This is a genomic window from Gammaproteobacteria bacterium, assembly GCA_019748175.1.
Taxonomy (GTDB): domain Bacteria; phylum Pseudomonadota; class Gammaproteobacteria; order JAIEPX01; family JAIEPX01; genus JAIEPX01.
Map to the genome: position 1 here is coordinate 35,635 of JAIEPX010000027.1, position 26,710 is coordinate 62,344.

Genomic DNA, 26,710 nt, shown 5'->3' on the forward strand with positions numbered 1-26,710 from the left:
AAATTAAAAAAGTCCTAATAGATGACAGAAAATTAATAATATTGCAACGGGTGCGACAAAACGAACGGCTAAACGCCAGCTTCTAAATGCAAGTCCACGTGGATTTACACCTAATTCATCTGATGTATCTTTTCTAAACATCATCCAACCCGTCATGATTGCGACTAATAATCCGCCAATGGGCAACATGATATCTGCGGTGAGGAAATCGATAAACTCAAATAAATTGAAACTAATGACTCCCATACTGACGATCCATACTAGAATTCCAGCTACAATAGCGGACTTTGTTCGCCTCCAGAGTAAGGCTTCGCGACAAAAAATTACAGTTGGCATAAGCAGAGCGATGGCAGAAATAAAAGTCGTAATTTCAAGCATAATAAAAAAGAGTGTGCCGAATAGATGGCCGAATGGCATATGTCCAAATGCAACGGGAAGTGTCTGAAAAATTAAACTAAAACCTTGATTGGGCGAAAGATTGTTGGCGAAAATCAGGGGGAAAATTGCCATCCCTGCGAGAAGAGCAATCACGCAATCACTGATTGCAATGATAGTACAGGATTTTAAAATGGATGTTTCTTTAGTTACATAAGTGCCATAGGTTAGCATGATGCCGGTGCCAATGCCTAGGCTGAAAAAAGCCTGTCCCAATGCTATTAATACACTTCGAGCGCTAAGTTTACTGAAGTCGGGTTGAAATAAATAATTGAGACCTTCTGCGAAACTTGATGTTTCAAAGGCGTAAACAATTAAAGTGATGACTAGCGTTAGCATTGCGAGCAGCGCAACAATAATAACTTTTTCTAATCGTTTTCTGATGTGAAGACTTATGGTGCAAACCATCGCAATAATAAATAATGTATCCCAAAATGCCATATTAATCGGTGCGTTTAAAAGTTGTGTGAAAGCTTGGCTTGCCCCTTCAATGGAAATATTTTCAAATTTGTTACGTGCTGCAAGAAAAATATAATGTAAAATCCAGCCCGAAAGCACACAGAAATAAGTAAGAATTAAAAGGCCCGTGATGATTTGTAAGCCACCGGCTAGTGACCATTTTGGGCTGTGTAAACTTTGAATAGCTGTAGTGCGAAAAGCATCGACAGGATTTCTCACGCTGCGCCTACCGATTAAAATTTCGCTAGCCATCATGGGAATTCCCAGCAGAAAAACAAACAATAAATACACTAAAACAAATGCGCCTCCACCATTCATTCCTACTAATGTAGAAAAGTGCCAAATATTGCCGAGGCCTACCATCGCTGCCGTGGAAACAATAATAAAAGAAAGTGGAGAAGACCATTGTGAACGAGCCATAATATTTACTCAAAGACCAGTTTTAATTTGTAGCTTAGTTTTAACACTTCAGCCACCCATACTGAATAAAGACTCGAGTTTTTTCCCAATGAGACTGTTTTTCAAGCGAACATAATCAGGAACTCCATTGCGATAGGGTGGGTAATCTTCGCCTAAAATTAATGGCTGTAAATAACGTCGGCATTCAGGTGTAATATGCATTCCATTTTCACTGATAAATTCGCGAGGTAATCCTTTTTCAACGTTGGCGACTTTTTCTAGCGGAGCGGTGCCAATTTTCCATTGATAAGGGGTGTCACTGATACGTTCCAGTGTAAGCATCACGCCGTTTGTTCCTTTCAACGCTTCTTCAACAGCAGCTTGTCCTAATGCATACGCTTGTTCAACATCGGTTTTAGAGGCAATATGTCGCGCGGCTCGTTGTAAATAATCTGCAACGGCCCAGTGATATTTATAACCGAGTGAAGATTTAATTAATTGTGCAATTGTGGGTGCAACGCCACCGAGTTGAGCGTGCCCGAATGCATCACGTAATCCTGATTCAGCTAAAAATTGTCCCTCCTGATTGCGAACACCTTCAGAAACAGCGATCACACAGTAGCCGTAACTTTTTACGCATTCATCGACGCGTAGAAGAAAATGTTCAGGATTAAAATGAACTTCAGGAAATAAAATAATATGCGGTGGCTCGTTTTCTTTTTCACTTGCAAGCCCTGCTGACGCCGCAATCCATCCCGTATGTCTACCCATCACTTCCATAATAAATACTTTTGTTGAAGTGGCTGCCATACCAGCGACATCTAATCCGGCTTCGAGAATTGATACTGCCACGTATTTTGCGACAGAACCAAATCCCGGAGAGTTGTCTGTAAAAGGTAAATCGTTATCGACGGTTTTTGGAATTCCGATGCATGTTAAAGGAACGCCCATTTTTTGAGCCATTTGTGACACTTTGTGGGAAGTATCTTGAGAATCTCCGCCGCCGTTGTAGAAAAAATAACCAATGTTGTGTGTTTGAAATACTTCGATCAAGCGTTCATATTCAGCGCGATTTTCCTCTAGACCTTTGAGTTTATAACGGCAAGATCCAAAGGCGCTGGATGGAGTGTAACGTAGAGCCGAAATTGCTTCGGGCGATTCTTGGCTAGTGTCGATCAGTTCTTCGCGTAATGCGCCTAAAATACCATTTCTCCCAACATAGACCTTGCCCAATTGATCTGAGTGCTTTCGTGCAGTTTCGATTACCCCGCACGCTGACGCATTAATCACAGCTGTTGCGCCACCTGATTGTGCATAAAAGACGTTGTTTCCAGCCATACTCACTGCCTTGTCATAAAAATAAGGCCGGATTATATCAGCCTGCCCGGAAAGAAAATAGCGTCGCGTTTTTATCTTTGATACTATACGGCTAAGTAACAATGAGGATAAAGCTATGAGGATTCAAATTTTAGGGGCTTGCGGTAAGTTTATGAGCGGTTTGGCTTTGATGGCAAAGCAGCTGGGTCATGATGTCATTGGTCTTGATAAGAATATTCACTCGGAGTTGGCACGGCAGTTGGTGGAGGTAGGAATACCTTTGCAAGAAGGCTACGATGCCAATTTGCTGGATAAAACAGCAGATTGCGTGGTCGTTGGGAATGTGATGTCACGAGGATATCCTGTTGTAGAAGCGTTATTAGATTCAGGACTGCCTTATACTTCAGGGCCGCAATGGATGGCGGAACATATTTTAGAGTCGAAATGGGTCATTGCTGTGAGTGGCACGCACGGAAAAACAACTACAACGAGTCTAGTGTCATGGATTTTAGAAAGCGCGGGACTAAATCCAGGATTTTTGATTGGTGGAGAGCCTCATAATTTTGGTGTTACCGCACGTTTGACAGACAGTCCATTTTTTGTAATTGAAGCGGATGAATATGACAGCGCATTTTTTGATAAGCGCCCGAAATTTATTCACTATCGCCCTAAAACTTTAATCATGAATAATATCGAATTTGATCACGCTGATATCTATGAAAATTTAGAAGCCATTAGAAGACAATTTCATTATTTAGTACGAACCATTCCGAGTAAAGGTCAAATTATTTCGAATGCAACAGATAATAATTGTGCTAATGTTTTAGTGCGAGGATGTTGGAGTAGTGTTGTAAAATTTGGCGGAGAAAATGGTGATTGGCATGCCCGTGATGTTTCAAGAGATGGAAGTCAATTTTCTGTTTATCATAAAGAAAAATTAATTGGAAAAGTTCACTGGAAATTAATTGGCCAACATAATGTTGAAAATGCATTGGCTGCTATTGCAGCTGCAGTGCATGCGGGTGTTGAACCAAGCAAAGCCGTTTCAGCATTAGCAACATTTGAAGGTGTGGCGCGTCGTATGCATTTTAGAGGCGAAGTGTCTGGTGTGAAAGTCTATGACGATTTTGCTCATCATCCGACAGCAATTAAAACAACACTAGCGGGTGCGCGTGCCAATTTAGGATCCACTCGAATTTTTACCGTGGTGGATTTTGGTTCGTACACGATGCGAACAGGGCATCATCAAAATACTTTAACTGACGTATTTGCAGATGTAGATGGAGCCTTTTTTCTAGCACCTTCTACAGTGGAATGGAATGTGTCTGCATTAGCAGATGCAGTCGATTGTCCTGCAACAGTCTGTGAAGATTTACCTAATCTTGCACAAGCCGTAAAAGAAAATGTGAATTCTGGTGATGTAATTTTAGTGTTATCCAATCAAGATGCTGCAGCGATTGTCCGTGCACTAGGAATTAATCCTTCATAGGAAGGTTGTTTAATAATAGTGAGCTTTCTGATCAAGTCATCCCTAGCGAAGCATGGCCAACCAGAGAAATATCTTGGATCACCACGCTTCGCTCGCGATGACTACGCTTAAATAGGTAAATATAATGAGTAAAAAATTAACGCTGACATTAGCAATAACAGGCGCGTCAGGATTTCGTTACGGGCTTCGTTTATTAGAATGTTTATTAAAGTCCGGACATCATATTTATTTATTGGTTTCTGAAGCAGCGCGAGCTGTTGCAATTCACGAAGAAAATTTAAATATTCCCGGACAATCTTCTTTGCTCAAAGAATTTATTCAGCAGCGTTTTTCGGTTGATGCGAATCAATTCGATGTTTTTTCTGCACAGGAGTGGACTGCGCCGATTGCGAGTGGATCCGCTTATGTTGATGGAATGATAGTGTGTCCTTGCAGCAGTGGGACATTGGCAGCGATTGCGAATGGATTGAGTAATAATCTAATCGAACGAGCCGCTGATGTAGTGATTAAAGAGCAGCGCAAACTCATTTTAGTGCCTCGCGAAATGCCTTTATCTGCAATTCATCTAGAGAATATGTTGAAATTAGTTCGCTTAAATACGGTCATTATGCCGGCTTCACCTGGATTTTATCATCAGCCTAAGAGTATTGATGAGCTGGTTGATTTTGTGGTGGCTCGAATTTTGAATACTCTGGGGATTGAGCAGGATTTGCTGCCTGCTTGGGGAGCAAGTTAAATTATAACGAACAATATATTATTTTATTAATAAAGTATCGGAGTGCCAATGAAACATTCTAAGGAGTTTATTTTTTTTTCAGACAACAGATGATAAATTTATTTCTAAAGCTATTGACGCTATTATGGAGCCCTTATCTTCATATTTAAAGCCGGATATGATTAAATTAGGTATTGCTCGCTCAATTAAAAACATTCTTTATGTTTTTATGCATTTTGAAAAAAATAGACCTAATATTATCGATAAAATAAAAAAAATGCAGTCTACCTCTTTGTCTGTTTCAGGGATAACTGATAAAAGTACGTTTGATTATTCGACGGCTATGAATTTATTGGTTTTTAAATTAGATTCTGATAGTGAGCGCTTAAAAGCTAAAAAAGCCATCCACTCAGCATATGACCAAGTAGCATCAATTTGTGTACATTTGGAGCAACAAACTTTACTTGAGAACTTTAGCCCTGCACCTAAGGGATAAGCAATAGATTCGTATTTTTTTAAGTATTGCTTTATACGAAGTCTAGTCCAGAGGAGTAAGGTGAAGTCATTTTCAGCTGTCAGTTGTCGCAGTATGTTATATATTAAATTGTAATAATTTTAAGGGTTTTATGGCCTCATTTTTTGGAGCAAAAATGTGGAATCTTCATAGAAATAATTGACATTTCACCGGATCTCTGTTATCGTTCGACTTATTCGTTAGCAAAAATTAAAGGCATCTTGGAGTAAAAATTATCATGAAATCACCGTTGGCATACGATCGCTTAGCAAAAGAGAATGAAATAGTAGTCTACCACGAAACAGTTAGTTTTCCTGTTAAAAGCAAGAACAATGTCTATATTGATGTAGATCGATATATTCACAATGCTTGGAGAGCTGTACTTGATGTAGCCGTTAGCTACGGACTCACAGGCGATCCTAAATACACGCTATATGTATTTCCTAATGTTCCCGCTAGCTTTAAAGAACAATTTTATAAAGGGTTTAATGGCAATACTGATGCAGCAGATCAAGCGTATAAATTTTTTAAAGACGCAACTTCTTTACCTGAAAGCACTTCTGGTACTAGACGTAAAGGTTCTCCTTCGAATAGTCATGTGCATGTTATTCTAAAAGCCATACTATTTTTAACTAAGGCGATGTATCAGACAGCTGATGGAGTGGCATTTTATCCTCGAGTCATATTAGACCAATTTGACAATCCTATACCTGTGATAGAAGAGCAGGGAAATTTTTATAAACTAGTGCAAAAGGCCGATGGAACCCTACAAAAACATCGACTAACAGATACTGCGTCTACCATGCACACCTTTGATGCTTTTACAAATGTATTCGCTCAGCTGATTCAACGAAATCGCGTTCAAGAATTTGGTAGTTGGAATGGATTACCTAGTCGGCTGTTTGCTTTGAGTGAAATGATTAAAGTTCGGGGCGTTCAATATAATACTTCTGTTCAAATGGCGACCTCATTTAAACAAGATTTAAAACTTGCAACAGGTTCTGCTGATGGTCATAAAGAAATCTTGTCGAAAATGAGACAAGAAGAAACTCGATTGAATCAGCTAAATAGGGAGTTATTGGTTGAAAAAGATAATCAAGCTCAAGAGATACAGGCTCTCAGGCAAAAAATTCAAGAGTTGCAATATCAAATAAAAGATTCAACAAGTGTGAATGCTCAACTAAAACAGCAAGCAAGACAACAAAATCTACAAAAAGAATCAGCCTATAGCGACGCGCTGAGGGCTAAAGAAGCTGAATATGCTAATGCTCTGCGTGAGAAAGAAGCGGCAAATCAGCTTCTAGTTGATGAAGTGAAACGAAACAGAGCACAAATTGAAGAGTTAAAAAGCATTCAAGCTCTGCAAACCTCACCGACTAAGGGTGGAATGAGAGCAGCTTCCACTGTGAATAATTCGCAAATTACTGAAATGCAGAGGGCAAATGAGAGATTAGCTTCACATTTAGCAGCTCAAACTGATGTAATGGGTGAGCAAACTAAAACAATTGATGGGTTGACCAGACAAGTTGAAAGACTTGGTGTTGATAATGAAAGACTTGCCTCAGTAAATGAAAAATTAGAAGCAGAAAATGGTGTTTTACTGAGAGCCTTTCAAAACTTTTTTGAATTTATAATGTCTTGGTTTCAGGCTGCTCCCGAATCTTTAAAAGATTGCCTCAACGTTGAAGGTGTTCCTAATGCTGAACAAGGGACTACTTTCGCTCAAGTTTTAGTACCCAAAATTACTCAAGTCACAAGCTTATTGCGAGTTCATGGAGTCACGACTTCATTTGGTATAGTACCAAATGCAGCAGTAACAGATGAAGCAGATGAATCACAGGCTGGATCAAAGTTATTTGCTGGTTTGGATTTGAGAACGAAGTAAAAGCATTTGTCTTCAGCACTTTAGGGCCTCTCGCTACGATTCCAACTGCAGAATCTAGGTTCAATGATCACAAACAATGTGCATCTCTTGTTAAATAATTTTCTTTGATCAGGAACTGCTGACAAAGTAGACTTTTATTCGTGATTTTTTATCTGCAGTATTTTTCCATCCCAGTGTTTGAGATGTGGAGCATTGATACGTTCGGATGGAAACAACTGTAGCGTCGTGATTTTTTCATTTTGAAGATCATGAATAAGAAGGGGTAATGCATCCTTAAAAGTCAATTTAGGTTCTCTGTTGGGATGAAGAATTCCTTGGTGTGGATCTTCGTATTCCATGAGAGTTCCGATCCAGAGAGAGGATTTATGATCAGTTAATTCAATATCCGATTGCCATAAATATAAAACAATATCGTAGCGATTTTGATCGTTTGTTTTTGTCATGAGCAGTGCAGGGGGGCGATTATGATACAGCTGCGGTAGCAGTGGTAAACGACGATCAGGATCTTGCAGGGACAGTCTGTCAAAAAATCCTCGTAGATTTAATGTGGGGTAATGGCTTTGCCAACCCTTAGTTTCCAGCTGCTTTTTAATAGATTCTAGAGAGCCATACCATTGAATATTTAAAGGATCCGTAGGTTTTCCTATTCGATTGGATCGTGCTGTAGGAATAACAGGGTTGGCTTTTTGCCACCAATCATTTTCGGTTATATGCGTCGCACTGGGCGGGTGTTGATGAAACTCTATCGTTTCCTCATATTTCCACGCACTATATCCGGACCATAAAATCAGTAAAATAATGATGGAGGCAATGCTTAATTTTTTCGGCGAGATGTGAGTAGTGAGGTGTCGTCTGTAAGAAATAGTGACAATTAATAGACACGTTAATCCTAACAAAAAGCTAGCAATGATATCCGTTAACCAGTGAGGACCAAGATAGATGCGTGAAAATGCCGCTAATCCAACCATTGTTAGCGCAATTTTGTAACAGCGTTTTCTTTGGGCTGTTGGTAATTCGTGTCCGATGATTACGGATAAAAATCCAAAAAATGCGAGCGTAAAAATAGTATGACCGCTAGGTAATGAAGATGTGGAATTAGAGGGTAAATCAGGTGAAGGTCTAGGAGAATAATAACCATATTTAATGGTTAGTGCACTGCCAATGACTAAAATCATCAGCGCTAACCAATGTGCTGCAGCACGCCAATTACGTTGATACGTGAGCCATAACAATATCGCAACAGAAAAAGTTAAAATACATTTTCGATCGCCGAGTAATGTAAACAACGTCATAAAGCTATCAACAATAGGTGTACGAATACTTTGCAACAAATTGTAAATAGGCTGGTTGAGTGCTGTCAAAATCCCGTGATGTGTAATATTCCACAGAAAAATGAGAAGTAACGTGAAAGAAACAATTACGCCGAATAATAAAAATAATTGGTTATGTAAATTCGGTTCGCGAGGATCTGCTAATGGCGTTGTAATAAAATGCCACGATTTGCGGGCACGCATTCCTTGCCATATTTTACTGATGCCTAAATCAAAGACGCCCCAAATTTTTTGTGCTGTGAATCGAGTGAGCCACACTAATAGCCAAATGGCGATGAGCCCCGCTAAAATAAAGAGAACAAATTTTGTGGCTAACCCAGGTGGTAATTCCATCGATAATGCACCAATAAATACGCCGGGTAACATATAGACAATAGCCCAAAGCGTTGCTGAAATACTGGCAGCCAATAAAAAATAAATCGGGTGCATATGTAAAAGCCCCGCAATTAAAGGAACGAAACTGCGTACGGGTCCAAAAAATCGTCCGATGATGACGCTTTTGCCACCATGTTTTTCAAAAAAAAGTTTACCCGCAGGAATCCATTGTGGATGATTAGTGAATGGCCACATATTGGATAAGCGAGTATCGAAATGTTTACCCACCCAAAAACTGATGAAATCGCCTGTTAATGCTCCTAAGACAGCAACTATAAAAGTGGGTGCAGCGGGCAATACCCCGGAACCTACTAATGCTCCTATAGCGGTCATGGTGACAGATCCAGGTACTATGGTTCCAATGATGGCGAGTGATTCAATAAAGGCGACAAAAAAAGCGAGAAAATATCCCCAATTGGGATGGGTATGTAAGGTTGTGACCATTCCGTGGGCAAAACTTTCTAACATCAGTGTCCTAACCTCTTTAATAAACTATTAATCTAATTCCTTCGCCATTTGATCGGCGTGATACGAAGAACGAACTAAAGGTCCACTCGCTACTTGAGAAAATCCTATTTCTTTGGCGATTTTATGATAATGCTCAAATTGAGCCGGAGTCACATAACGTTCGACGCGAGAGTGATGCCTACTGGGTGCTAAATATTGCCCCACTGTGAGCATATCAACGTTATGGGCTCTTAAATCTGCAAAGGCTTGCTCGAGTTCCGCATCGGTTTCACCTAATCCAACCATTAAGCCCGATTTAGTCGGTATGTTGGGGAAGCGTAACTTGTGTTCTTTTAATAGTGTGAGTGACCATTGATAATCTGAGCCCGGACGAATGGATTTATATAATCGTGGTACTGTTTCAAGGTTATGATTAAAAACATCAGAGGGCGCCAACGATAACGCATCAAGCGCTTTTTCCATACGCCCGCGAAAATCGGGTACCAAAATTTCAACTTTAATATGAGAAATTCTCGCGCGCAGTGCGCGAATCACGTCGGCAAAATGAGCAGCACCTCCATCGCGTAAATCATCTCGATCGACAGAAGTAATGACCACGTATTTTAATCCGAGTTGTTCAGTTGCTTCAGCAATTTTATTGGGCTCTTCTGGATCAAGTGGTTCAGGACGACCGTGTGCAACATCACAAAAAGTACATCGGCGTGTGCAACGATCACCCATGATCATGAATGTTGCTGTGCCGTGTGAAAAACATTCAGGTAAATTAGGACAAGAAGCTTCTTCACAAACAGTCACTAATTTTTTTTGTCGCAGCATATTTTTTAATTCAAGAATTTTTTCGTTCGATGGTAATTTGATTCGTATCCAATCAGGTTTTGCTAACGCGGGTTCAAGGTTTTCAACTTTCACAGGGATGCGTGAAAGCTTATCGGCAGCGCGTTGTTTTTGATTGGGGTCAAGCAATGGCGGGTTCTGATTCATGGATTTCAACTTCATTAATAATATTGCAATTGGTGTAACCAAATTGCTGACATATATTGGGGATTAATCGACCCGCGACAGTGGCGACTGTGGTATCGGGTGAAAAATCGTGTACTTGTGTTACCAGAAGATTTTTAAATCCACACGGATTAATGCGTTGAAAGGGCGATAAATCCATGTTCACATTAAATGCGATACCGTGATAACTACAGCCTTGTCGCACTCTTAATCCAATCGAACAAATTTTAGCCCCGTCAACATAGACACCCGGTGCATCGGCACGAGGAGCAGCATGAATTCCATATTCAGCGAGAGTAGTTACGACACTATTTTCAAGTAAGGTAACTAATCGACGAATTCCAAAACCTAATCGTCGTAAATCTAACATAAAATAAGCGACTAATTGTCCAGGGCCGTGGTAAGTGACTTGTCCACCACGATCCGTTTGTACAACAGGAATTGTGCCAGGATCAATAACATGTTCAGGCTTTCCTGCTTGGCCTTGTGTAAAAACAGGAGGGTGTTCGAGTAACCAAATTTCATCTGTGGTATTTTCGGTGCGAGTGAGAGTGAAAGTTTGCATACGAGCAAAAGTGGCAGCATAGGCTTGCATGCCGAGTTGACGAATGATGATATCGCTGGAACTATTCATAAAATCCTCACAATGCCATGATCACACTTTCAGCTTCAGAGAGCGCAGTGTAGATTTGATCGAGTTGCTCTTGACTAGTCGCTGTAAATGTTACGGATAATGCTAAAAAATTGCTCTCTTTACTTTGGCGAGAAGAAACGGCGCCTTCACTAAGATCTTTGACATGCTGATTAATAATTTTTAATACAGTCCCTTCAAATTCAGGTGTGTTTTTACCCATCACTTTAATCATGTATTCACAAGGAAACTGTAGGACAGGTGTGCGATCAGAAGTCATCATTTACTCACAAAATGGCCATCGAAAAAAATAGTTTCTGATAGCCATTGTTGATTCACATTCATAAGGATTCTTAATTAACCAAACCACCGATGAAAAGTAATGTTTAAACGATCACAAAGTCGGCTCCACAGACCACCTTGTGGGTTGTCTTTTAACGCGATTAAAGGTTGTGTAGCTATTTCTTTATCACCGAGCATAATTTTTACGGTACCGTAAGTATTCCCTTTAATAAGAGGTGCTTTTAATTCTTTATCGATCACCATCGTTGCTTTGATGTCTTTTAATTTTCCTGTTGGAAGAATTACCACTAAATCATTCGCGAGACCGATGTCGGCAGATTTATCTTTTCCTAAATAAACGCGAGGTTGGCTAACGGTTGTATTAGCAGAAAATAATTTGTGCGATTCAAAAAAATGAAAGCCGTAATTTAATAAAGCTTCTGTATCGTTTGCGCGACTGTCTTCACTTTTTGATCCCATCACCGCTGCAATTAAACGAGTGTCTGATTTTTTCGCAGAAGCGACTAAACAAAATCCTGCTTCTTCAGTGTGGCCTGTTTTAAGACCATCTACCGAATCGTCACGCCACAATAATCGATTTCGGTTGGGCTGTTTAATGCCATTAAACGTGTACCATTTTTGTTTGTACCAAGGATAATATTCCGGGAAATCTTTAATCAGTGCACGACCGAGTAATGCCATATCGTACGCTGTAGAATAATGTTGAGGGTTAGGTAAACCTGTTGAATCAACAAAATGAGAATTTTTCATGCCCAATGATTTTGCAGTTTGATTCATTAAATCAGCGAAGGCTTCTTCTGTGCCTGCAATTAGTTCTGCAAGTGCAACGCACGCATCATTGCCAGAAGCCACAATAATTCCTTGCAATAAATCATTCACTGGAACTTTGGTGCCTATTTTAATAAACATGCGTGAGCCACCGGTGCGCCACGCTTTTTCACTGACGGTGACAGGCGTGTCTAGCGAAATTTTTCCTGATTTGAGTGCGCTTGAAATAACATACAAGGTCATCATTTTAGTGAGCGAAGCGGGAGGCACTTTGTCGTGAGCATTTTTTTCGGTCAAGATTTGTCCGTTAACGCCGTCTAATAACACATAAGATTTTACAGCAAGATCGGGAGCGGTAGGAATAAAGTTGGATGCGTTGGGGCTAGTTGCAGCGGCAGTTGCTTTGAGCATGAGTGGCGTGGCTTGGTCTGCTAAGCAGGGTGTGGTTCCAAGCGTGAAGGCTGCAGCCATCAAGAAAGCAGAGATTGCTTGCTTGAAATTTATCATGACGTGTCTCCCGTAATAAAAATTGAATATATAGTTGGGGGGATCTTAGCATAGTGAAATGGAGTTTTACAGGGTGAAGGTTGGGAAGGGGGCAAGAATTGACCCCTTGACTCTAAGCCTGAATATTGCCTGAGCTGCTATGGGCTGTGATATTCCTCACCCCGTGCTGTTCCAGGGTCTTTTGAGTGCTATCGAGAGAGGCTTGGTCCTGAAATGGCCCGACCTCAACCCGATAAACGGGTGTGTTGTTGACCATCGTCAACCGCACTCTGACGGGTAAGTTCGTCATTTGTGTGATTTTCGCGCTGTATTGATTTGCATTGCCTTTTTGAGCGAATGAACCGACTTGTAATATTTGACGAGTGGCGAGTGTATCTAAAGTTTCAGGCTCTCCTTTGTGCAGCGCCACTATACGTACTTTAGCGGTGCCATTAGCCACTAATCCCAGTTTTTTGGCGGCTGCATAAGATACATCCATGACACGATTTGATTTGAACGGTCCTCGATCGTTTACTCTAACAACGACCGAATGCCCGTTTTCTAGATTGGTTACACGCGCATAGGTTGGCAATGGCAAATCTGGGCTGGCTGCTGTCATACCAAACATGTCGTAGCGTTCATGGGTTGACGTGAGATGACCATGAAATTTTTGACCATACCAGGACGCAATTCCGACTTTGGTGTAATTTTTGGCAGTGTGCAGGACTTTATAACATTTTCCTTCCACCACATATTCACGTTCATTGCCATAACTAGAAAGTGGTTCATCTTGAGGGATTGAGCGTGTGGCGAAATGCGGTTCAGAGTATGGAGCATCATAGTTATAAGGATCATCGACGCAACCAGCCAGCCCTAATAACATCCCAATGATCAAGGTGGTTTTGAGAGCATTCTGTTGGATTTTCATGAACTTGGATCCTTTCATCAGCCGTTGAAATTAGGTCGATTGTAATAGGGTTTTCGCGAGTTTGTCCAGTGTGTGAATTCAAGGCCATCTAGACAGATACAATTAAAAGTGCTACATTATAGTGTAGTGAGTAGATTTGCGAGTAAACAATTTTTTTGTGATTTAGGAGAATAATATTATGAGATCTAGGGGCTTTAAAAAATACCTTGAAAAAAGGTTGGATAAGGGTGAAATTGCTGAAATTGAAAAGTCAGCAAATTTGGAAGCCCAATATATTAAATCACTCCAAGAAGATATTTCTGGAGCTGTTACTTTTTACATGAAAGAAGAAAACATTGGTTTTAATGAGTTAGTGCGTCGTTTACAAATTAGCCCAACTCAGGCTTCTAGAATTAAAAGTGGTGGGGCTAATTTAACATTAGCTACGATTGCTCATGTGTTTGCCTTATTCAGAATCCAACCTCATTTTGTGATTGGTAAAATCGTACGTAAAAATCGTCATTCTGAAATATAATTTATCATGCATCACTTATGTTTTGTAAGTCCAAAAGAATTATAAAGTATTTTGAATATGGGCTCTAGAGAATCGTCAATTTTTTCGTCTAACTTTATTTCGATATTACCAAGATTTAAACGCTTTTTAGTGACTGGATCTGGCATGGAATCTTCATCAAAACCTATTCCTCCTAAATGACAATTATTAATGTTGAACATATTAATGGATACTATGCATGGTTCACATATTCCTTCAGATTTTAAAAATGCTATCAATCTATTGATGCCATCAATTAGTTTCGTTTCGAAATTACCCGCAGGAAAAGAGATTATTGTTTGTAGTGGATCTGAAGAAATATTAACTTCATAGCAAGCTTCAATAGATGCATTTCTAAAGACTTGATTATAAAAATGGCGTTCTGGTGCGTTCCAATAAATCCGTAAACCTTCTAAATTAGGAAAGATGTGAAAATTATGCACATCATTGCCTAAATTAAACGGCCTGAGGATATTATAAACATTATTTTTTTTGTCGGTATTTAATGAGTCAACATCAATGCTATTATGGTTATAATATGAACCGATAGGGATCATATGCGCTAAAACAAAAATTTTACCATCGTTTGTGAATGCATTAAGGTTTTCATTGCAAAAATTATTAATTCGCGCTTCAATAAATGCGTTTATATCTTTAATTAACGTACCATATTGCATAATTTTATCCTTAAGTGTATGTATATCGTAATATTGTCGACCTGCGTCAGTGCGATAAGCGAATTGATATTTACATTCCGATCCATCGAGTTTTACAGCATGAGGTGCATTCCAGCTTTTTCTAATAGAAATGACGAGGCATCCGCTTAATGGATATGAATAATACCCTAATAATTTTGGTTCCAAGTTAGACTGTAAAATTTGTGAAATACGAATTTGTAGTTCATCTATATTGTCGGTAATTTTACAGCGATCTACAGGTAGTCCATTTTCTTCTTTAATCCCATAAATAATGTGTCCTCCTTCCGTATTTGCGAACGCGGAGACATCTCGACAAAATTCATATTTCTCATTCCCGTCAAGCAAAATTTGTGATTTATACTCTAGATATCGAGATTCCGGTACTTGATTTTTAATAAAATTATTCAAATCTTGTTCTGATAATTTTTTAACTATCATAAATACTCCCCATGCGCTCATTGTAGAATTTTACTAAGTAATGAGGCCAATTGTTATATCGAAACTTAATAATCAAAATTTGGCTCGGGCATAATACTATTATAGTTCATATTGAACGGTTGATAATGTGCTCCCTATAAACCTTTGAAAACTGTATATCTTTACAGTCGCAGTTGCTCGATAGGGTTTGATATATGCCAATAAATCGGATATAATCATATATAACCCCCAAATTAGGGGTTTAAAGAGAATGGAGCAGTTTATGAGTTTCTCAAATTATATTCGTGAACTTCAGCAATATGGTAAATGCTGCTTTAGTATTGAAGAAGCTGTACTGAGAATGGGTAAAAGCCGTAAAGCAGTTCTATCTTCTATAGAGCACTTGTTAGCTAGAGGTGAGATTGCCAGTCCAGCTAGGGGCTTTTATGTCATAGTAGCACCTGAGTATCAGAAGCTGGGATGTATTCCCGCTGAACATTTTATTCCCTATTTAATGCAGTATTGGAATAGTAGTTACTATGCAGGGTTGTTATCAGCAGCGTCATATCATGGTGCGTCTCACCAAGCTGTGCAAAATTTTCAAGTTATGATTGAAGGACGCCATCCAGAATTGCATTGTGGCAGAGTAAGAGTTCGGTTTATGACTAATCAACATTTGAAAGAAATACCTGTTCAACGTATTAGCACTTCAAAAAGTATATTAAATGTGTCAACACCAGAAGGCACAGCTAAAGATTTGATGTATTATCTAGGACAAAGTGGTGGATTAAATCACATAGTGACTGTTCTTGAGGAACTTCAAGAAGTCATAGATCGCCAGAAATTATCGAGTTTGGCTGAGTCAAGTAAAGAAGTTGCGTGGAAGCAAAGATTAGGATTTTTGTTTGAGCATGTTGGTGCAAGAGGTTTGGCAGAAGTATTGCGAATGCATTTAGTTAAATTGAAAAGAGTCGATTACATTTTATTAATGCCAGGGAAAAAAGGTATCAATAAATATTATCCAAGGAATAATGATTGGAAAATTATTGAAAATATAACTTTGGAGAATGATTTATGATACCTGATTATTGCATTGCTGAATGGAGGCAAGAAGTTCCATGGATTCAGGATTACCAAGTTGAACAAGATTTGATTATTACAAGAGCGCTCGTTAGTCTCTATGAAAATCCTGTAATTAGAGATAGTCTCGTTTTTCGTGGTGGTACAGCTTTGCATAAGTTGTTTATTACGCCTGCAGCAAGATATAGTGAAGATATTGATTTAGTACAGATTCGTCCTGAACCTATAGGAGAGGTGATTGATGAAATTCGAGAAAATTTAGTTTGGCTTGGTGATCCTATCAGAAAAATTACAGAAAGAGGTGTGAAATTAATTTATAGATATAATGCAATAGATGGCTCAAAGAAAAGACTTAAAATTGAAATAAATACTACTGAACATTTTTATGTCCATGATTTAATTGACTATGAATTTAAGTTCAACAATTCTTGGTATTCTGGGAAATGTACTATTAGAACGTATCAACTGAATGAGTTGATGGGAACTAAATTACGTGCATTATATCAACGACGTAAAGGGCGTGATTTGTTTGATCTTTGGATTGTGTTGAAAAATAAACTTATTGATACTAATGTTGTTATTGATGTGTTTTTAGCTCATGGCGATAGAGATGGGACTCAAATTTCTCGAAGATTATTTGAAAAAAATCTAACAGAGAAATTGAGAAATCTTGATTTTCAACAAGATACATTCAATCTGTTGGCTGAAGGAACTAGATGGTCGTTCGGAGAAGCGTTTGAGGCAGTGAATAAAGAATTAATTTCCTTATTATCATGATAGTGAAGTGCTACTATTACGGTTGATGATTCATATGAAATTGGAGAAGCAATGAGTAACAATGTGATTTATGGGATACACGCGATTCAGGCGAAGCTAAAGCGGTCGCCGGGTTCGGTGCAAAAGATTTATGTGCTGGCGGGAAAGAGAAGCGTGCGCTTGGAGTCGTTAGTGGGGCAGGCCAAAGGGTTGCAGATTGGTATAAGTGAGTTGTCGCGTGATGAGCTCGATAAGATGGTGCAGGGCGGAGTGCATCAGGGGGTTGTGGCAAGTGTGAGGGCGATTTCATCGAGTGTGGTGACATTGGATGATGTGTATGAGAAGACAGAGAAACTCTTTCTGTTGGTGTTGGATGGTGTCCAAGATCCGCATAATTTGGGGGCCTGTCTGAGGGTGGCGGATGCTGCGGGGGTCGATGCAGTGATCGCTCCAAAAGATAATGCTGTGAGCTTGACGCCGACGGTCCGGAAAGTAGCGAGCGGGGCGGCTGAAACGGTGCCTTACATCCAGGTGACTAATCTTGCTCGAACACTGCAAGAGCTCAAAGATCGCGGTATATGGCTGTATGGGGCGGCAGGAGAGGCCGAAGACACGATATTTGATAAGAAACTTGAGCGCCCATTGGCGATCGTGATGGGTGCTGAAGGCAAGGGTTTAAGGCGTTTAACACGCGATCATTGTGACTTTCTGGTCAAAATTCCTATGGAAGGTTCGGTGGATAGCTTGAATGTGTCAGTTGCGACGGGAATATGCTGCTTTGAGGTTGTTAGGCAACACTTGCTTAGTTGATCAAATTTTGTTGAATATTTGCTAGAAAAATGGGATAATGCCCATCAAATATTATCTAAATGAAGAGGGTAAAAATGGCTGGCAAAAAAGCGTTCGAACAATATCAGGCTGATGATCACGATTTTGATCAAAATAGTGATGCTAGTGAAAACAGCGATCATGGGGAATGCGATTGCGACGATTGTCGTGCCACATACAATGAGTCTGATGCTCCTTGCACTAATCCTAATTGCACAGAGTGCGGTCAACAACCTTCTAGTGAACTCCCTTCTGTACCTTCTATCGAAGTCCTCACCGCTGCAGATATTGAAGCAATTCAAAACGCATATGATCTTGTTGGGCTTGAACGAATCGCATCAATAAAACAATTAAAAAAAGCGATTACGAAGGCATTACTTGAACATCATCCTGATAGAACTGCAAAAACAACTCATGCTAAAGGTTCAGAGGAAAAAACAAAACAACTTAATGCAGCTATGGAATCTGTTAATTCGCTGTTGAGATCGCCTCAAAAGGCTCAGCTTTATAGACTCTTTCAAAATTCTAGTTTTGCCTTGCTCAGTCGGCATCCTCAATTTTCAAAAGAAATTTTCAGATATCATTTGACATTCACCTTTTATAAAAATGGACAGGAAATGAAGATGCTTCCTAGTCCTGTAGGGTTAGAGAATTTTCCACCATTGATTCAAAATAATATTGCTGTGTTTATTAATCTTCTGTTTCCTGCAATTCAAAAAATAGATCAGAAATTTTTACCAACAGTTCTCCGAGGTGAACATGATGATCTCACTGTAATTACAGCAGAAAATTATACCACGAGTGAATTGCTGGTCCTTTTCAAGTTGGTGGTATCAGGCGAATATAGATTACCTTATCCTTTGCGTTATAAAAAGGACGTTAAAACACTTGTTGATCCAATGTTAAACTCAATTTTTACACGTCAAGGTCAACCAGCAATGGTTGAATATATTAATAAAAATCTTACGAAAGAGAGTGCGGCTCAATCCCTGCACAGATTGTTAACGCTAGCAATTAATCTAGAGTTAGCGAATCGTGATTATTATGATTATGCAATTGATGAAGTTTCGAGTGTTGAATATATCCGCAATGTCACAGAATGGTTGTGGGTAGCTGCAGCAGTTTCCTGTTTCGGTGGGGCTATATATTATTGGATTTTACATGATCTTCTGCTTATCACACTCCCACTTGTTATTTACTCGTCACTGGTTTTTATGATCGCTATTCCCGTAGTGCTTTGTTTAGTTGCTCTGCTGTGGGGCTATTTCCCGGTGAAAAATTTCAACACATTCATCGCGAATACTTCAGCGATGATCAGTGAGTATTTCTTTTTGAATTGCTGGAGCGGAGATATTCAATTCAATAATTTGGCATTTCTGAAATCACTGTATTTATCAGAATCTGCATTGAATGCACTTCCAGTAGAAAACACCGCAGAAAAATCTTTTCAGAAAGCTGAGTTTACTTATGGAGAAAGCGCGGGCAATTTTGTAGGCTCATTTTTTGGATCTTCTGCGCGATCTAATAAATATGTGTCACTCGTTGAGCATCCTGAAGACAGCAATAGTATCTCCTTTGGAATGGCTGCTAACTCAATAAATAATGTGGATTAAGGAAGAAGGCAAAGAAGGGGTAAGATCTTGGTTTGATGAGTCCTGTAAGAACCCATCAAACCAAGATCTTACCCCTTCTCTTCTTCTGGAAATAAGCTTATAATGGCCGGCTTGTATTTAACTTCCTTGCCTCACCCCTCGTTGGGGAGGCTATAAACCGAGAGGAAATCTGTATGCGACATTATGAAATTGTCGTCATGGTACATCCTGATCAAAGCGATCAGGTTCCGTCCATGGTGAAACGTTATCAATCTATGATCGAAGAAAGCGGTGGCACTGTCCATCGACTTGAAGATTGGGGCCGACGTCAGTTAGCCTATCCAATTAAAAAAATCCATAAAGCTCACTATGTGCTCCTGAACATTGAGTGCAGTCAACCAGCGTTGGATGAGTTGACCACGGGTTTTCGCTTTAATGATGCCGTGCTTCGTAATCTGGTCATCCGCATGGATGCGCCTATTACCGCACCGTCTTCATTAGTGAAGAGTGAAACTACCAGAAGCGAAACGTCTAAAAACGAAGATCTCGTTGAAGACGATATTGCCGAATAATGTAAGAGGAGAATGCTAGTGAGTTATTCACGTCGTAAAAAGTTTTGTAAATTTACTGCCGATGGCATCAATGCTATCGATTATAAAGATGTAGAAACGTTGAAAAATTATATCATGGAAAATGGTCGCATGGTTCCGAGCCGAATTACGGGTACCAGTGCACGCTTTCAACGTCAATTATCTGCGGCAATTAAAATTGCGCGTTATTTGGCGCTTTTACCTTATTGCGATACGCACTAATTAACATACGAGGTGTAAGATGGAAGTCGTTTTATTAGAGAAAATTCGCAATTTGGGCAGCATTGGTGATCGTGTAAAAGTGAAACCGGGTTATGGTCGTAATTTTTTAGTACCACAAGGTAAAGCGGTTTATGCGACTACAGCAAATATTGCTGAATTTGAAAAACGTCGTGCTGAGTTAGAAAAGAAAGAAGCTGAAGTTCTTGCTGCTGCACAAAGTCGTGCTGATACTTTGAAAGATGTTACGTTAATTGTAACAGCGCATTCAGGTGAAGACGGAAAATTATTTGGTTCAGTGGGTCCACGAGAAATTTCGAAGGCATTTGAAGATGCGGGACATCATGTAGATAAGAGCGAAATCGATCTGTTAGGCGGACCGGTTCGTGAATTAGGCGAACATGAATTTTTCGTGCATACACATAGCGAAATTGAGTTGAAACTCAAATTGACTGTTATCGCAGAAGAACCAGCGAAGTAAATATAATGAAGGGGGCAAGTCTCTGTTTGCCCCTTTCATCTTCCCCTCGAAAAGGATTTTTTCATGCAATCCAATACCGTCCGTGGGAAAAAAAAATTTGAAGACTATCAAGTAACGGGAGTTAAAATCCCGCCCCACTCTGTTGAAGCGGAACAATCTGTGCTTGGCGGATTAATGCTCGATAATCTAACGTGGGATCAAATTGCAGGACATATTACTGAAAATGATTTTTACCGTTCCGATCACCGTTTAATTTTTAGAACCATTGAAGCTTTAGCACATCGTAATGAACCTTTTGATGTTCTTACGGTGAGTGAACACCTTAAAACGCATCAACAATTAGCAGAAGCTGGCAGTGATATTTATTTATTCGAGCTTGCAAAAAATACACCCTCTTCTGCGAATATTCGCGCCTATGTAGATATTGTGCGCGAACGTTCTGTGTTGAGACAATTAACTCAAACAGCTTCTGAAATTGCTGATATGGCTTTTAATCCTGAAGGCAGAAATAGTTCTGAATTAATTGATCTAGCAGAGCAAAAAATATTTCATATTTCAGATCACGGTCGGCAAAGTACGGGCCCTACTAAATTATCTGATTTTTTAGCGTTGGCCTCTGAGCGCATCGACGCATTGTATCACTCTGACTCTGAATTAGCGGGAACATCGACAGGGTTTACCGATTTCGATCAAATGACGTCGGGATTACATAAAGGTGATTTAGTGATTGTTGCGGGTCGACCATCCATGGGTAAAACGGCTTTCGCAATGAATTTAGCAGAAAACGTAGCGATTCGTGGGCATGCCCCGGTACTGGTTTTTAGTATGGAAATGCCTGGTGAACAACTGGCTATGCGTATGATGTCATCCTTAGGACGAATTGATCAAAATACTGTGCGTACAGGTAAACTATCTGATGATGATTGGCCTCGCCTTTCGTCTGCTGTGAGTATGTTGTCTGAAGCAAAAATGCTGATTGATGATACACCTTCATTAAGTCCCGCAGAAGTGCGCGCTCGTGCGAGACGCGTTGCTCGCGAACACGGTGATTTAGGTTTAATTGTTTTAGATTATTTGCAATTAATGCAAGTTCCTGGATTTAAAGAAAATCGCACACTGGAAATTTCAGAAATTTCTCGTTCATTAAAAGCGTTAGCAAAAGAAATGAAAGTGCCGGTTGTTGCGTTATCACAATTAAATCGAAGTTTAGAATCACGAACCGATAAAAGACCGATCATGTCGGATTTGCGTGAGAGTGGTGCGATTGAGCAAGACGCGGATATCATTACCTTTATTTATCGAGATGAAGTGTACAATCCGGACTCAGCAGACAAAGGCACTGCGGAAATCATTATTGCTAAACAACGAAATGGTCCTATTGGTAGAGTACGAATGACATTCTTAGGGCAATATACTCGTTTTGAAAATTTTGCGCAGTCTCATTATGGTGGGGAGATGATGCTGTGAGAGTTCGACAAGCGACGATTGATAGGAGCGCATTAGAGCACAATTTCAAACAAATTCAATCACGCGCACCGCGAAGTGCTATTTTAGCGATGGTAAAAAGTAATGCCTATGGTCATGGATTAGAAAGAGTGGCCAAAGTGTTGACGGAAGCCGATGGATTTGGTGTGGCGTGTGTAGACGAAGTTGAACGACTTCGTAACGCTGATATTCGTCAGACGATAGTTTTAATGACGGGATTTCATACACCAGAAGAATTATTGTGTTTGAACCAATTAGAAGCAACACCTGTTATTCATAATGAATTACAGCTTAACATTTTGTCAGAATCAAATTTATCTACACCACTTTCAGTGTGGGTAAAAGTTGATATTGGGATGGGGCGATTAGGTTTTCAACCAACAGAAGTTTCTATGGTGTTGGAACGTCTTCGAAATTTATCGCCGCAGGTGAAAATCCTTGGATTAATGGCGCATTTTTCATCAGCGGATTCTTTGGCTTCTCCTTCCACTCCACAACAAATGACATCCTTCCAACAATTATTGCAAACACATCATTTGCCAGGAAGCCTTGCCCACTCAGCAGGGATATTCGGATGGCAGGCATCTTTACATGATTGGATTCGACCTGGAATTGCAATTTACGGTGTTTCACCTTTTCCTGATTGCACAGGACTTGATTTAAATTTACGACCCGTTATGACACTAAAATCGCGTTTATTAGCAGTTCATCAATTAGCTAAAGGATCTTCAGTGAGTTACGGTGGACTATTTGTATGTCCTGAAAATATGCCTGTTGGCGTAGTAGAAATTGGTTATGGTGATGGTTATCCTAGGCATGCAGCAATGGGCACGCCTATTTTAATTCACGGTCAACGATGCGCTTTGATCGGACGCGTTTGCATGGATATGTTGCTCGTTGATTTAAGATCTGCACCTTCAGCTCAGATAGGTGATGAAGCAATATTGTGGGGGGAAGGATTACCGATAGAAGAAATTGCGAAATGCGCTGATACTATTGGTTACGAATTATTATGTCATGTTAGTCAACGTGTGAGTACGCATGAATGAAAAAAATAGTATTAAAAATTGTTGCAGTCGTTTTGATGTTATCCATGACGGGTTGCCTTACAGTTCAGCCACAATGCATTGATGATGTGTGCAGTATTTTTAATCAGTATCCGGAATGGTATTGGGCTGCACAAGCGAGTGAGAAAAAATGGGGAGTTCCCATCCCCGTTCAAATGGCAATTATGCATCAAGAGTCTTCGTTTATCGCGAATGCCAGACCGGCACGAAAATGGTGTTTTGGCGTAATTCCGTGGAAACGACCGACGACTGCTTACGGTTACTCGCAAGCTATCGATCAGACATGGCGTAATTATCAGAAGCAGACAGGTAATTATTCAGCAAGCCGATGTAATTTTAAAGATGCTTCCGATTTTGTTGGCTGGTACGTGAATACTGCGAATCGCAAATTAGGAATTTCTGAAACCAATGCGTATGCGCTTTATCTTGCTTATCATGAAGGTTTTAATGGTTATGCAGCAAGAACGTATCGTAATCAAGGTTGGCTAATGACTGTTGCAAAAAAAGTGTCAGTGCGTTCTCGCACATACCAGTTTCAGCTAAACAGATGCCAAGCAACTCTTCCCAAGAAACATTGGTGGAATTAACAGTAGTTCCCGGCTAAAAAATGCTTAGCCGGGAGACGCTGTGGAAATTAGAAGTTCAATTCTCTCGCAACAGTTGCTGATACGATATCAACTTTAGTGGCGATAACTTTTGCAACCATACATCGTGCTCTAAAATCAGAAAGCGCAGGATCGCTGGTGCTTTTATCAACATGCTGCATTTGCTTGTCTGCTTTTCGTAGAGCATCGTCGATAAGTGTCAGCAGTTCTGCTTTATATTTTGAATTTAATTCTGCGGCTGTATTTTCATGCATTGTACGAGCATCTAGTTGAGTTTTAACATACTCAACTTTTTTGAGAAGGACTTCAACTTTATCGAGTATTTTGATGGCAATATTTTTGTACGTTGTGTCGCCAAATCTATCATTCCACCATTGCCCCCAAGAAGGTATCCTGTGACCGTTTGTCCTTTGGGGTACTGTTTTTACCCATGGTTGGTCCCAGGCTGAAATAGATCGAATTAATAATACTTTGAAGCCTTCAGTCGCTTCTACGAGTGTTTGGTTAATATCTTCGAGTTTAATATCTGAATTCTTTTCGAATCCATACTCAATAAGAAACTCTTTCTTTTGCTTTTCAGGAATTGGGAAAGCTTTGCTAGTAAAGAAAGCACTATAATATTGTGAAGATCGAATGACTTGTAAACCGCGAGGATTATAATAAGCAGCCGCTTTTTCTTTCTCTCCAAATTCTACACCCCTAGCTTGGAATATTGCTACAGGTAATAGAGCGTACTCGCGCATGCGGGTCGCAACTTTTGAGTGTTCTTTTTCTTCTGATACAGGACGTCTTATGTATTTTTCTTTACTGAGATTTTCATATAGTCTTTGTAAGCTTGCGAGTTGTAGGCGTTGTTTTTCTGCAGGTGTAAATAAATTCATGATTGCTTCATTACCTAAAATTTCATCTAATGAATCGAGTTCATCTGAAGTAATATATCGACTGTTATAATCTAATGGTTCGTGTTCGCACTTCGTTAATCTACGTTCGGCTATGTCATTGAAGCCACGAATTAGCGTTGACATATGTAATGGGATTTTTCCAGTGCTATCAAGTGTCTCATCATCGAAAGTATAGGCTGAGAGCGCTAATGTCAGTGGGGAATCTCCAGTCTGACTTTTTGCACTGGGTCTTGCTCCTTTCGCGAGCAATAAAAGTTGGGTGGGAACATTACATGCAGCGGAAGCATAATGCAACGGCATATATCCTTGAGCATCAGGTGTATGTACAAGGCGTGGTTTTTGTTGAATGATAATACTTGCTGTCGTCCAAAGAACTTCTGGGCACATTGCAGCATAGTGCAATATTGATACATTGGTTGATGAGCCATTAGTGCCGTGTAAGTCACGATCAATATTTAGTATGGGAGCATTTGGATCATTGAGTAAAATTCCGAGTAAGGCTGTGAAATTGTGTGAAACTACAAGTTGGAAAGGTAAGTCGCCATCTTGATTTCTTGTGCTGAAAAAATCGATGTGTTCATCACTGGTTAGTGAGTCTAGATTATCACGCGTAAGTTCGATTATATCGTAAGACGCGTTATGGTTGAATCGTAAATGGCTACGTTGGACTATTAATTCATGTGTTGCTGAAGTGTTAACCCGAATTTGATAAAGTTCAGACCGAGCAATTTCATGCGCTACAGAATTATTACGATGGTCAGTTGAAGAGAACTGTGGAAATGAATCTGTTAGTGTAGGTAAGTTACGTCTAAGAGTATTCAGGCCAGTTGCTAAGGTATCAAGCATTGAGAAACTTCCACCGATCGCAGCCCAATGAAGAACAGTTCGCCCTGATTGATCTCGAAGTGTTTTTTGAAGAAAGTCTTTGCTCGTTAAAAAAGTCGATAAAGGAATAACAGCATCAAATTTACAGTTTATTCCCTCTTCAATAAAATTGTAAGCATAAAGAATTGCTGTGCGATTATCACTGGTTTTTATTTGTAGTTTTTTGACTGAGTCTGAGTCACTGCCATCTGAGATGACTGTAAGATTTGATTTTAATGCAGATAAGTTATTTCTGAACGCAAAGTCGTTAGGGTTACCTGCTATGATGTAAATATAATCAGCGGTTGAAAGCTTTGGTCTGGGTTTTTCTGTTCGAATTTGAATTAATCGTTGAAGTAATTTTTCGGCCCTGTTTTGATCCTTTGTTACTAAGAAATTGAAGTGTTTAGCGTAATTTAATTTAACTGAATTAACTGTTTTGCCTGCTGGATCATCTGATTCGTCTATTTTGGCCTTGACAGGTTTATCAAGTAACTCAAGGCAAGCTTCCATTAATTGCCATTCAAGGGATTTTTCGGTAAGAGTAAAATCATGTTTGATTGTAGCTCTGGTTTTTGACCGACGTGCAGGTGATGGTTTGACTGGTGTTTTAGGAGCGGGGCTAAAAGGTTGTGGGTCATGATGCACTTGAAAATCAAGAGCCTGATTTAATCTTTGTGACTGAGTTTGAAGCCCTTTTTGCTGCGCGGCAGATAAGAGAAATTGGAGCTCAAGTTCCTGCCTTACAAGTTCCCTAGGAGGTGTTGCAACACGGGTAGCTATTTGTGTCTGATATGGAGCGTGTTCATTTTCGAGAGAATCCTCTTCATTATCGAATTCTTCCTCGTCACCTTCTTCGGCACCATCGTCATTTTGCTCGTCTTCCGGTTCTTCTGTAAGTAGACCAGAGGGTTCACGTGCTGAAGCATTTTGTGGGCGCTGTTCTTGATGCTCTGGGTCCACAGGTTCTTCTGTAAGTAGACCAGAGGGTTCACGTGCTGAAGCATTTTGTGGGCGCTGTTCTTGATGCTCTGGGTCCACAGGTTCTTCTGTAAGTAGACCAGAGGGTTCACGTGCTGAAGCATTTTGTGG

At 39.9% G+C, this 26,710-nt stretch carries 25 protein-coding genes; 15 read left to right on the plus strand and 10 right to left on the minus strand.

Annotated features, from left to right (window positions below; genetic code table 11):
* Positions 1 to 3 precede the first annotated feature (3 nt).
* On the minus strand, positions 4 to 1,314 hold the full coding sequence (locus tag K2X50_09920; protein MBX9587558.1) for a sodium-dependent transporter: 1,311 nt from the start codon (positions 1,312 to 1,314) through the stop codon (positions 4 to 6).
* Positions 1,315 to 1,362: 48 nt separating this feature from the next.
* Positions 1,363 to 2,631: a 6-phosphofructokinase gene (locus K2X50_09925; GenBank protein MBX9587559.1), complete on the minus strand. Its 1,269-nt coding sequence runs from the start codon at positions 2,629 to 2,631 to the stop codon at positions 1,363 to 1,365.
* Between the two features lie 115 nt (positions 2,632 to 2,746).
* On the opposite strand from K2X50_09925, the gene mpl reads away from it, so the two are divergent.
* The 4 genes from mpl (at position 2,747) to K2X50_09945 (ending at position 7,213) form a co-directional block, all read left to right on the plus strand.
* The gene (gene mpl, locus K2X50_09930) at positions 2,747 to 4,099 is read left to right on the plus strand and encodes a UDP-N-acetylmuramate:L-alanyl-gamma-D-glutamyl-meso-diaminopimelate ligase (GenBank protein ID MBX9587560.1); all 1,353 of its coding nucleotides are present in this window, start codon (positions 2,747 to 2,749) and stop codon (positions 4,097 to 4,099) included.
* A 124-nt stretch (positions 4,100 to 4,223) separates the two neighbouring features.
* Positions 4,224 to 4,835: a UbiX family flavin prenyltransferase gene (locus K2X50_09935; GenBank protein MBX9587561.1), complete on the plus strand. Its 612-nt coding sequence runs from the start codon at positions 4,224 to 4,226 to the stop codon at positions 4,833 to 4,835.
* Positions 4,836 to 4,992: 157 nt separating this feature from the next.
* Positions 4,993 to 5,310, plus strand: coding sequence for a hypothetical protein (locus tag K2X50_09940; GenBank protein ID MBX9587562.1), 318 nt, complete (start codon positions 4,993 to 4,995; stop codon positions 5,308 to 5,310).
* Positions 5,311 to 5,566: 256 nt separating this feature from the next.
* Entirely contained in the window at positions 5,567 to 7,213 is a 1,647-nt protein-coding gene (locus K2X50_09945) for a hypothetical protein (GenBank protein MBX9587563.1), read from the plus strand.
* Positions 7,214 to 7,347: 134 nt separating this feature from the next.
* Here the strand turns inward: K2X50_09945 and K2X50_09950 are convergent, their stop codons facing one another.
* The 6 genes from K2X50_09950 to K2X50_09975 form a co-directional block, all read right to left on the minus strand.
* Positions 7,348 to 9,387: an LssY C-terminal domain-containing protein gene (locus tag K2X50_09950; protein ID MBX9587564.1), complete on the minus strand. Its 2,040-nt coding sequence runs from the start codon at positions 9,385 to 9,387 to the stop codon at positions 7,348 to 7,350.
* 27 nt (positions 9,388 to 9,414) lie between these two features.
* Complete coding sequence (lipA, locus tag K2X50_09955; GenBank protein ID MBX9587565.1) at positions 9,415 to 10,368, minus strand: lipoyl synthase; 954 nt, start codon at positions 10,366 to 10,368, stop codon at positions 9,415 to 9,417.
* Positions 10,343 to 11,020, minus strand: coding sequence for a lipoyl(octanoyl) transferase LipB (gene lipB, locus K2X50_09960; protein ID MBX9587566.1), 678 nt, complete (start codon positions 11,018 to 11,020; stop codon positions 10,343 to 10,345). The genes lipA and lipB overlap by 26 nt, the downstream gene beginning before the upstream one ends.
* A 7-nt stretch (positions 11,021 to 11,027) precedes the next feature.
* Complete coding sequence (locus tag K2X50_09965) at positions 11,028 to 11,297, minus strand: DUF493 domain-containing protein (GenBank protein ID MBX9587567.1); 270 nt, start codon at positions 11,295 to 11,297, stop codon at positions 11,028 to 11,030.
* A 77-nt stretch (positions 11,298 to 11,374) separates the two neighbouring features.
* Positions 11,375 to 12,499 carry a D-alanyl-D-alanine carboxypeptidase gene (locus K2X50_09970; protein ID MBX9587568.1) on the minus strand — a complete coding sequence of 375 codons (1,125 nt, stop codon included), beginning with the start codon at positions 12,497 to 12,499 and terminating at the stop codon, positions 11,375 to 11,377.
* 208 nt (positions 12,500 to 12,707) lie between these two features.
* Entirely contained in the window at positions 12,708 to 13,520 is an 813-nt protein-coding gene (locus K2X50_09975; GenBank protein ID MBX9587569.1) for a septal ring lytic transglycosylase RlpA family protein, read from the minus strand.
* Positions 13,521 to 13,680: 160 nt separating this feature from the next.
* Between K2X50_09975 and K2X50_09980 the strand changes: the two genes are divergently transcribed.
* Positions 13,681 to 14,016 carry a hypothetical protein gene (locus K2X50_09980; protein ID MBX9587570.1) on the plus strand — a complete coding sequence of 112 codons (336 nt, stop codon included), beginning with the start codon at positions 13,681 to 13,683 and terminating at the stop codon, positions 14,014 to 14,016.
* Positions 14,017 to 14,027: 11 nt separating this feature from the next.
* Here K2X50_09980 and K2X50_09985 read toward each other — a convergent pair whose 3' ends face one another.
* Positions 14,028 to 15,170: an ATP-binding protein gene (locus K2X50_09985; protein MBX9587571.1), complete on the minus strand. Its 1,143-nt coding sequence runs from the start codon at positions 15,168 to 15,170 to the stop codon at positions 14,028 to 14,030.
* A gap of 262 nt (positions 15,171 to 15,432) precedes the next feature.
* On the opposite strand from K2X50_09985, the gene K2X50_09990 reads away from it, so the two are divergent.
* The 10 genes from K2X50_09990 to K2X50_10035 all read left to right on the plus strand — a co-directional run bounded on the left by K2X50_09990 (position 15,433) and on the right by K2X50_10035 (position 23,834).
* Complete coding sequence (locus K2X50_09990) at positions 15,433 to 16,227, plus strand: type IV toxin-antitoxin system AbiEi family antitoxin (GenBank protein ID MBX9587572.1); 795 nt, start codon at positions 15,433 to 15,435, stop codon at positions 16,225 to 16,227.
* Positions 16,224 to 17,006: a nucleotidyl transferase AbiEii/AbiGii toxin family protein gene (locus tag K2X50_09995; protein MBX9587573.1), complete on the plus strand. Its 783-nt coding sequence runs from the start codon at positions 16,224 to 16,226 to the stop codon at positions 17,004 to 17,006. The genes K2X50_09990 and K2X50_09995 overlap by 4 nt, the downstream gene beginning before the upstream one ends.
* A gap of 51 nt (positions 17,007 to 17,057) precedes the next feature.
* Positions 17,058 to 17,795: a 23S rRNA (guanosine(2251)-2'-O)-methyltransferase RlmB gene (gene rlmB, locus K2X50_10000; protein MBX9587574.1), complete on the plus strand. Its 738-nt coding sequence runs from the start codon at positions 17,058 to 17,060 to the stop codon at positions 17,793 to 17,795.
* A gap of 74 nt (positions 17,796 to 17,869) precedes the next feature.
* Entirely contained in the window at positions 17,870 to 19,426 is a 1,557-nt protein-coding gene (locus K2X50_10005) for a J domain-containing protein (GenBank protein ID MBX9587575.1), read from the plus strand.
* 173 nt (positions 19,427 to 19,599) lie between these two features.
* Positions 19,600 to 19,977: a 30S ribosomal protein S6 gene (rpsF, locus tag K2X50_10010; GenBank protein MBX9587576.1), complete on the plus strand. Its 378-nt coding sequence runs from the start codon at positions 19,600 to 19,602 to the stop codon at positions 19,975 to 19,977.
* 12 nt (positions 19,978 to 19,989) lie between these two features.
* Complete coding sequence (gene rpsR / locus K2X50_10015; protein MBX9587577.1) at positions 19,990 to 20,217, plus strand: 30S ribosomal protein S18; 228 nt, start codon at positions 19,990 to 19,992, stop codon at positions 20,215 to 20,217.
* 19 nt (positions 20,218 to 20,236) lie between these two features.
* Positions 20,237 to 20,695: a 50S ribosomal protein L9 gene (gene rplI / locus K2X50_10020; GenBank protein MBX9587578.1), complete on the plus strand. Its 459-nt coding sequence runs from the start codon at positions 20,237 to 20,239 to the stop codon at positions 20,693 to 20,695.
* Between the two features lie 63 nt (positions 20,696 to 20,758).
* Positions 20,759 to 22,162 carry a replicative DNA helicase gene (gene dnaB, locus K2X50_10025; protein ID MBX9587579.1) on the plus strand — a complete coding sequence of 468 codons (1,404 nt, stop codon included), beginning with the start codon at positions 20,759 to 20,761 and terminating at the stop codon, positions 22,160 to 22,162.
* Entirely contained in the window at positions 22,159 to 23,229 is a 1,071-nt protein-coding gene (gene alr, locus K2X50_10030) for an alanine racemase (GenBank protein ID MBX9587580.1), read from the plus strand. Before dnaB ends, alr begins: the two co-directional genes overlap by 4 nt.
* The gene (locus K2X50_10035) at positions 23,226 to 23,834 is read left to right on the plus strand and encodes a transglycosylase SLT domain-containing protein (GenBank protein ID MBX9587581.1); all 609 of its coding nucleotides are present in this window, start codon (positions 23,226 to 23,228) and stop codon (positions 23,832 to 23,834) included. The genes alr and K2X50_10035 overlap by 4 nt, the downstream gene beginning before the upstream one ends.
* A gap of 47 nt (positions 23,835 to 23,881) precedes the next feature.
* Here K2X50_10035 and K2X50_10040 read toward each other — a convergent pair.
* Positions 23,882 to 26,710, minus strand: a 2,829-nt coding sequence (locus K2X50_10040) for a hypothetical protein (protein ID MBX9587582.1), incomplete at its 5' end; no start/stop codon positions are given.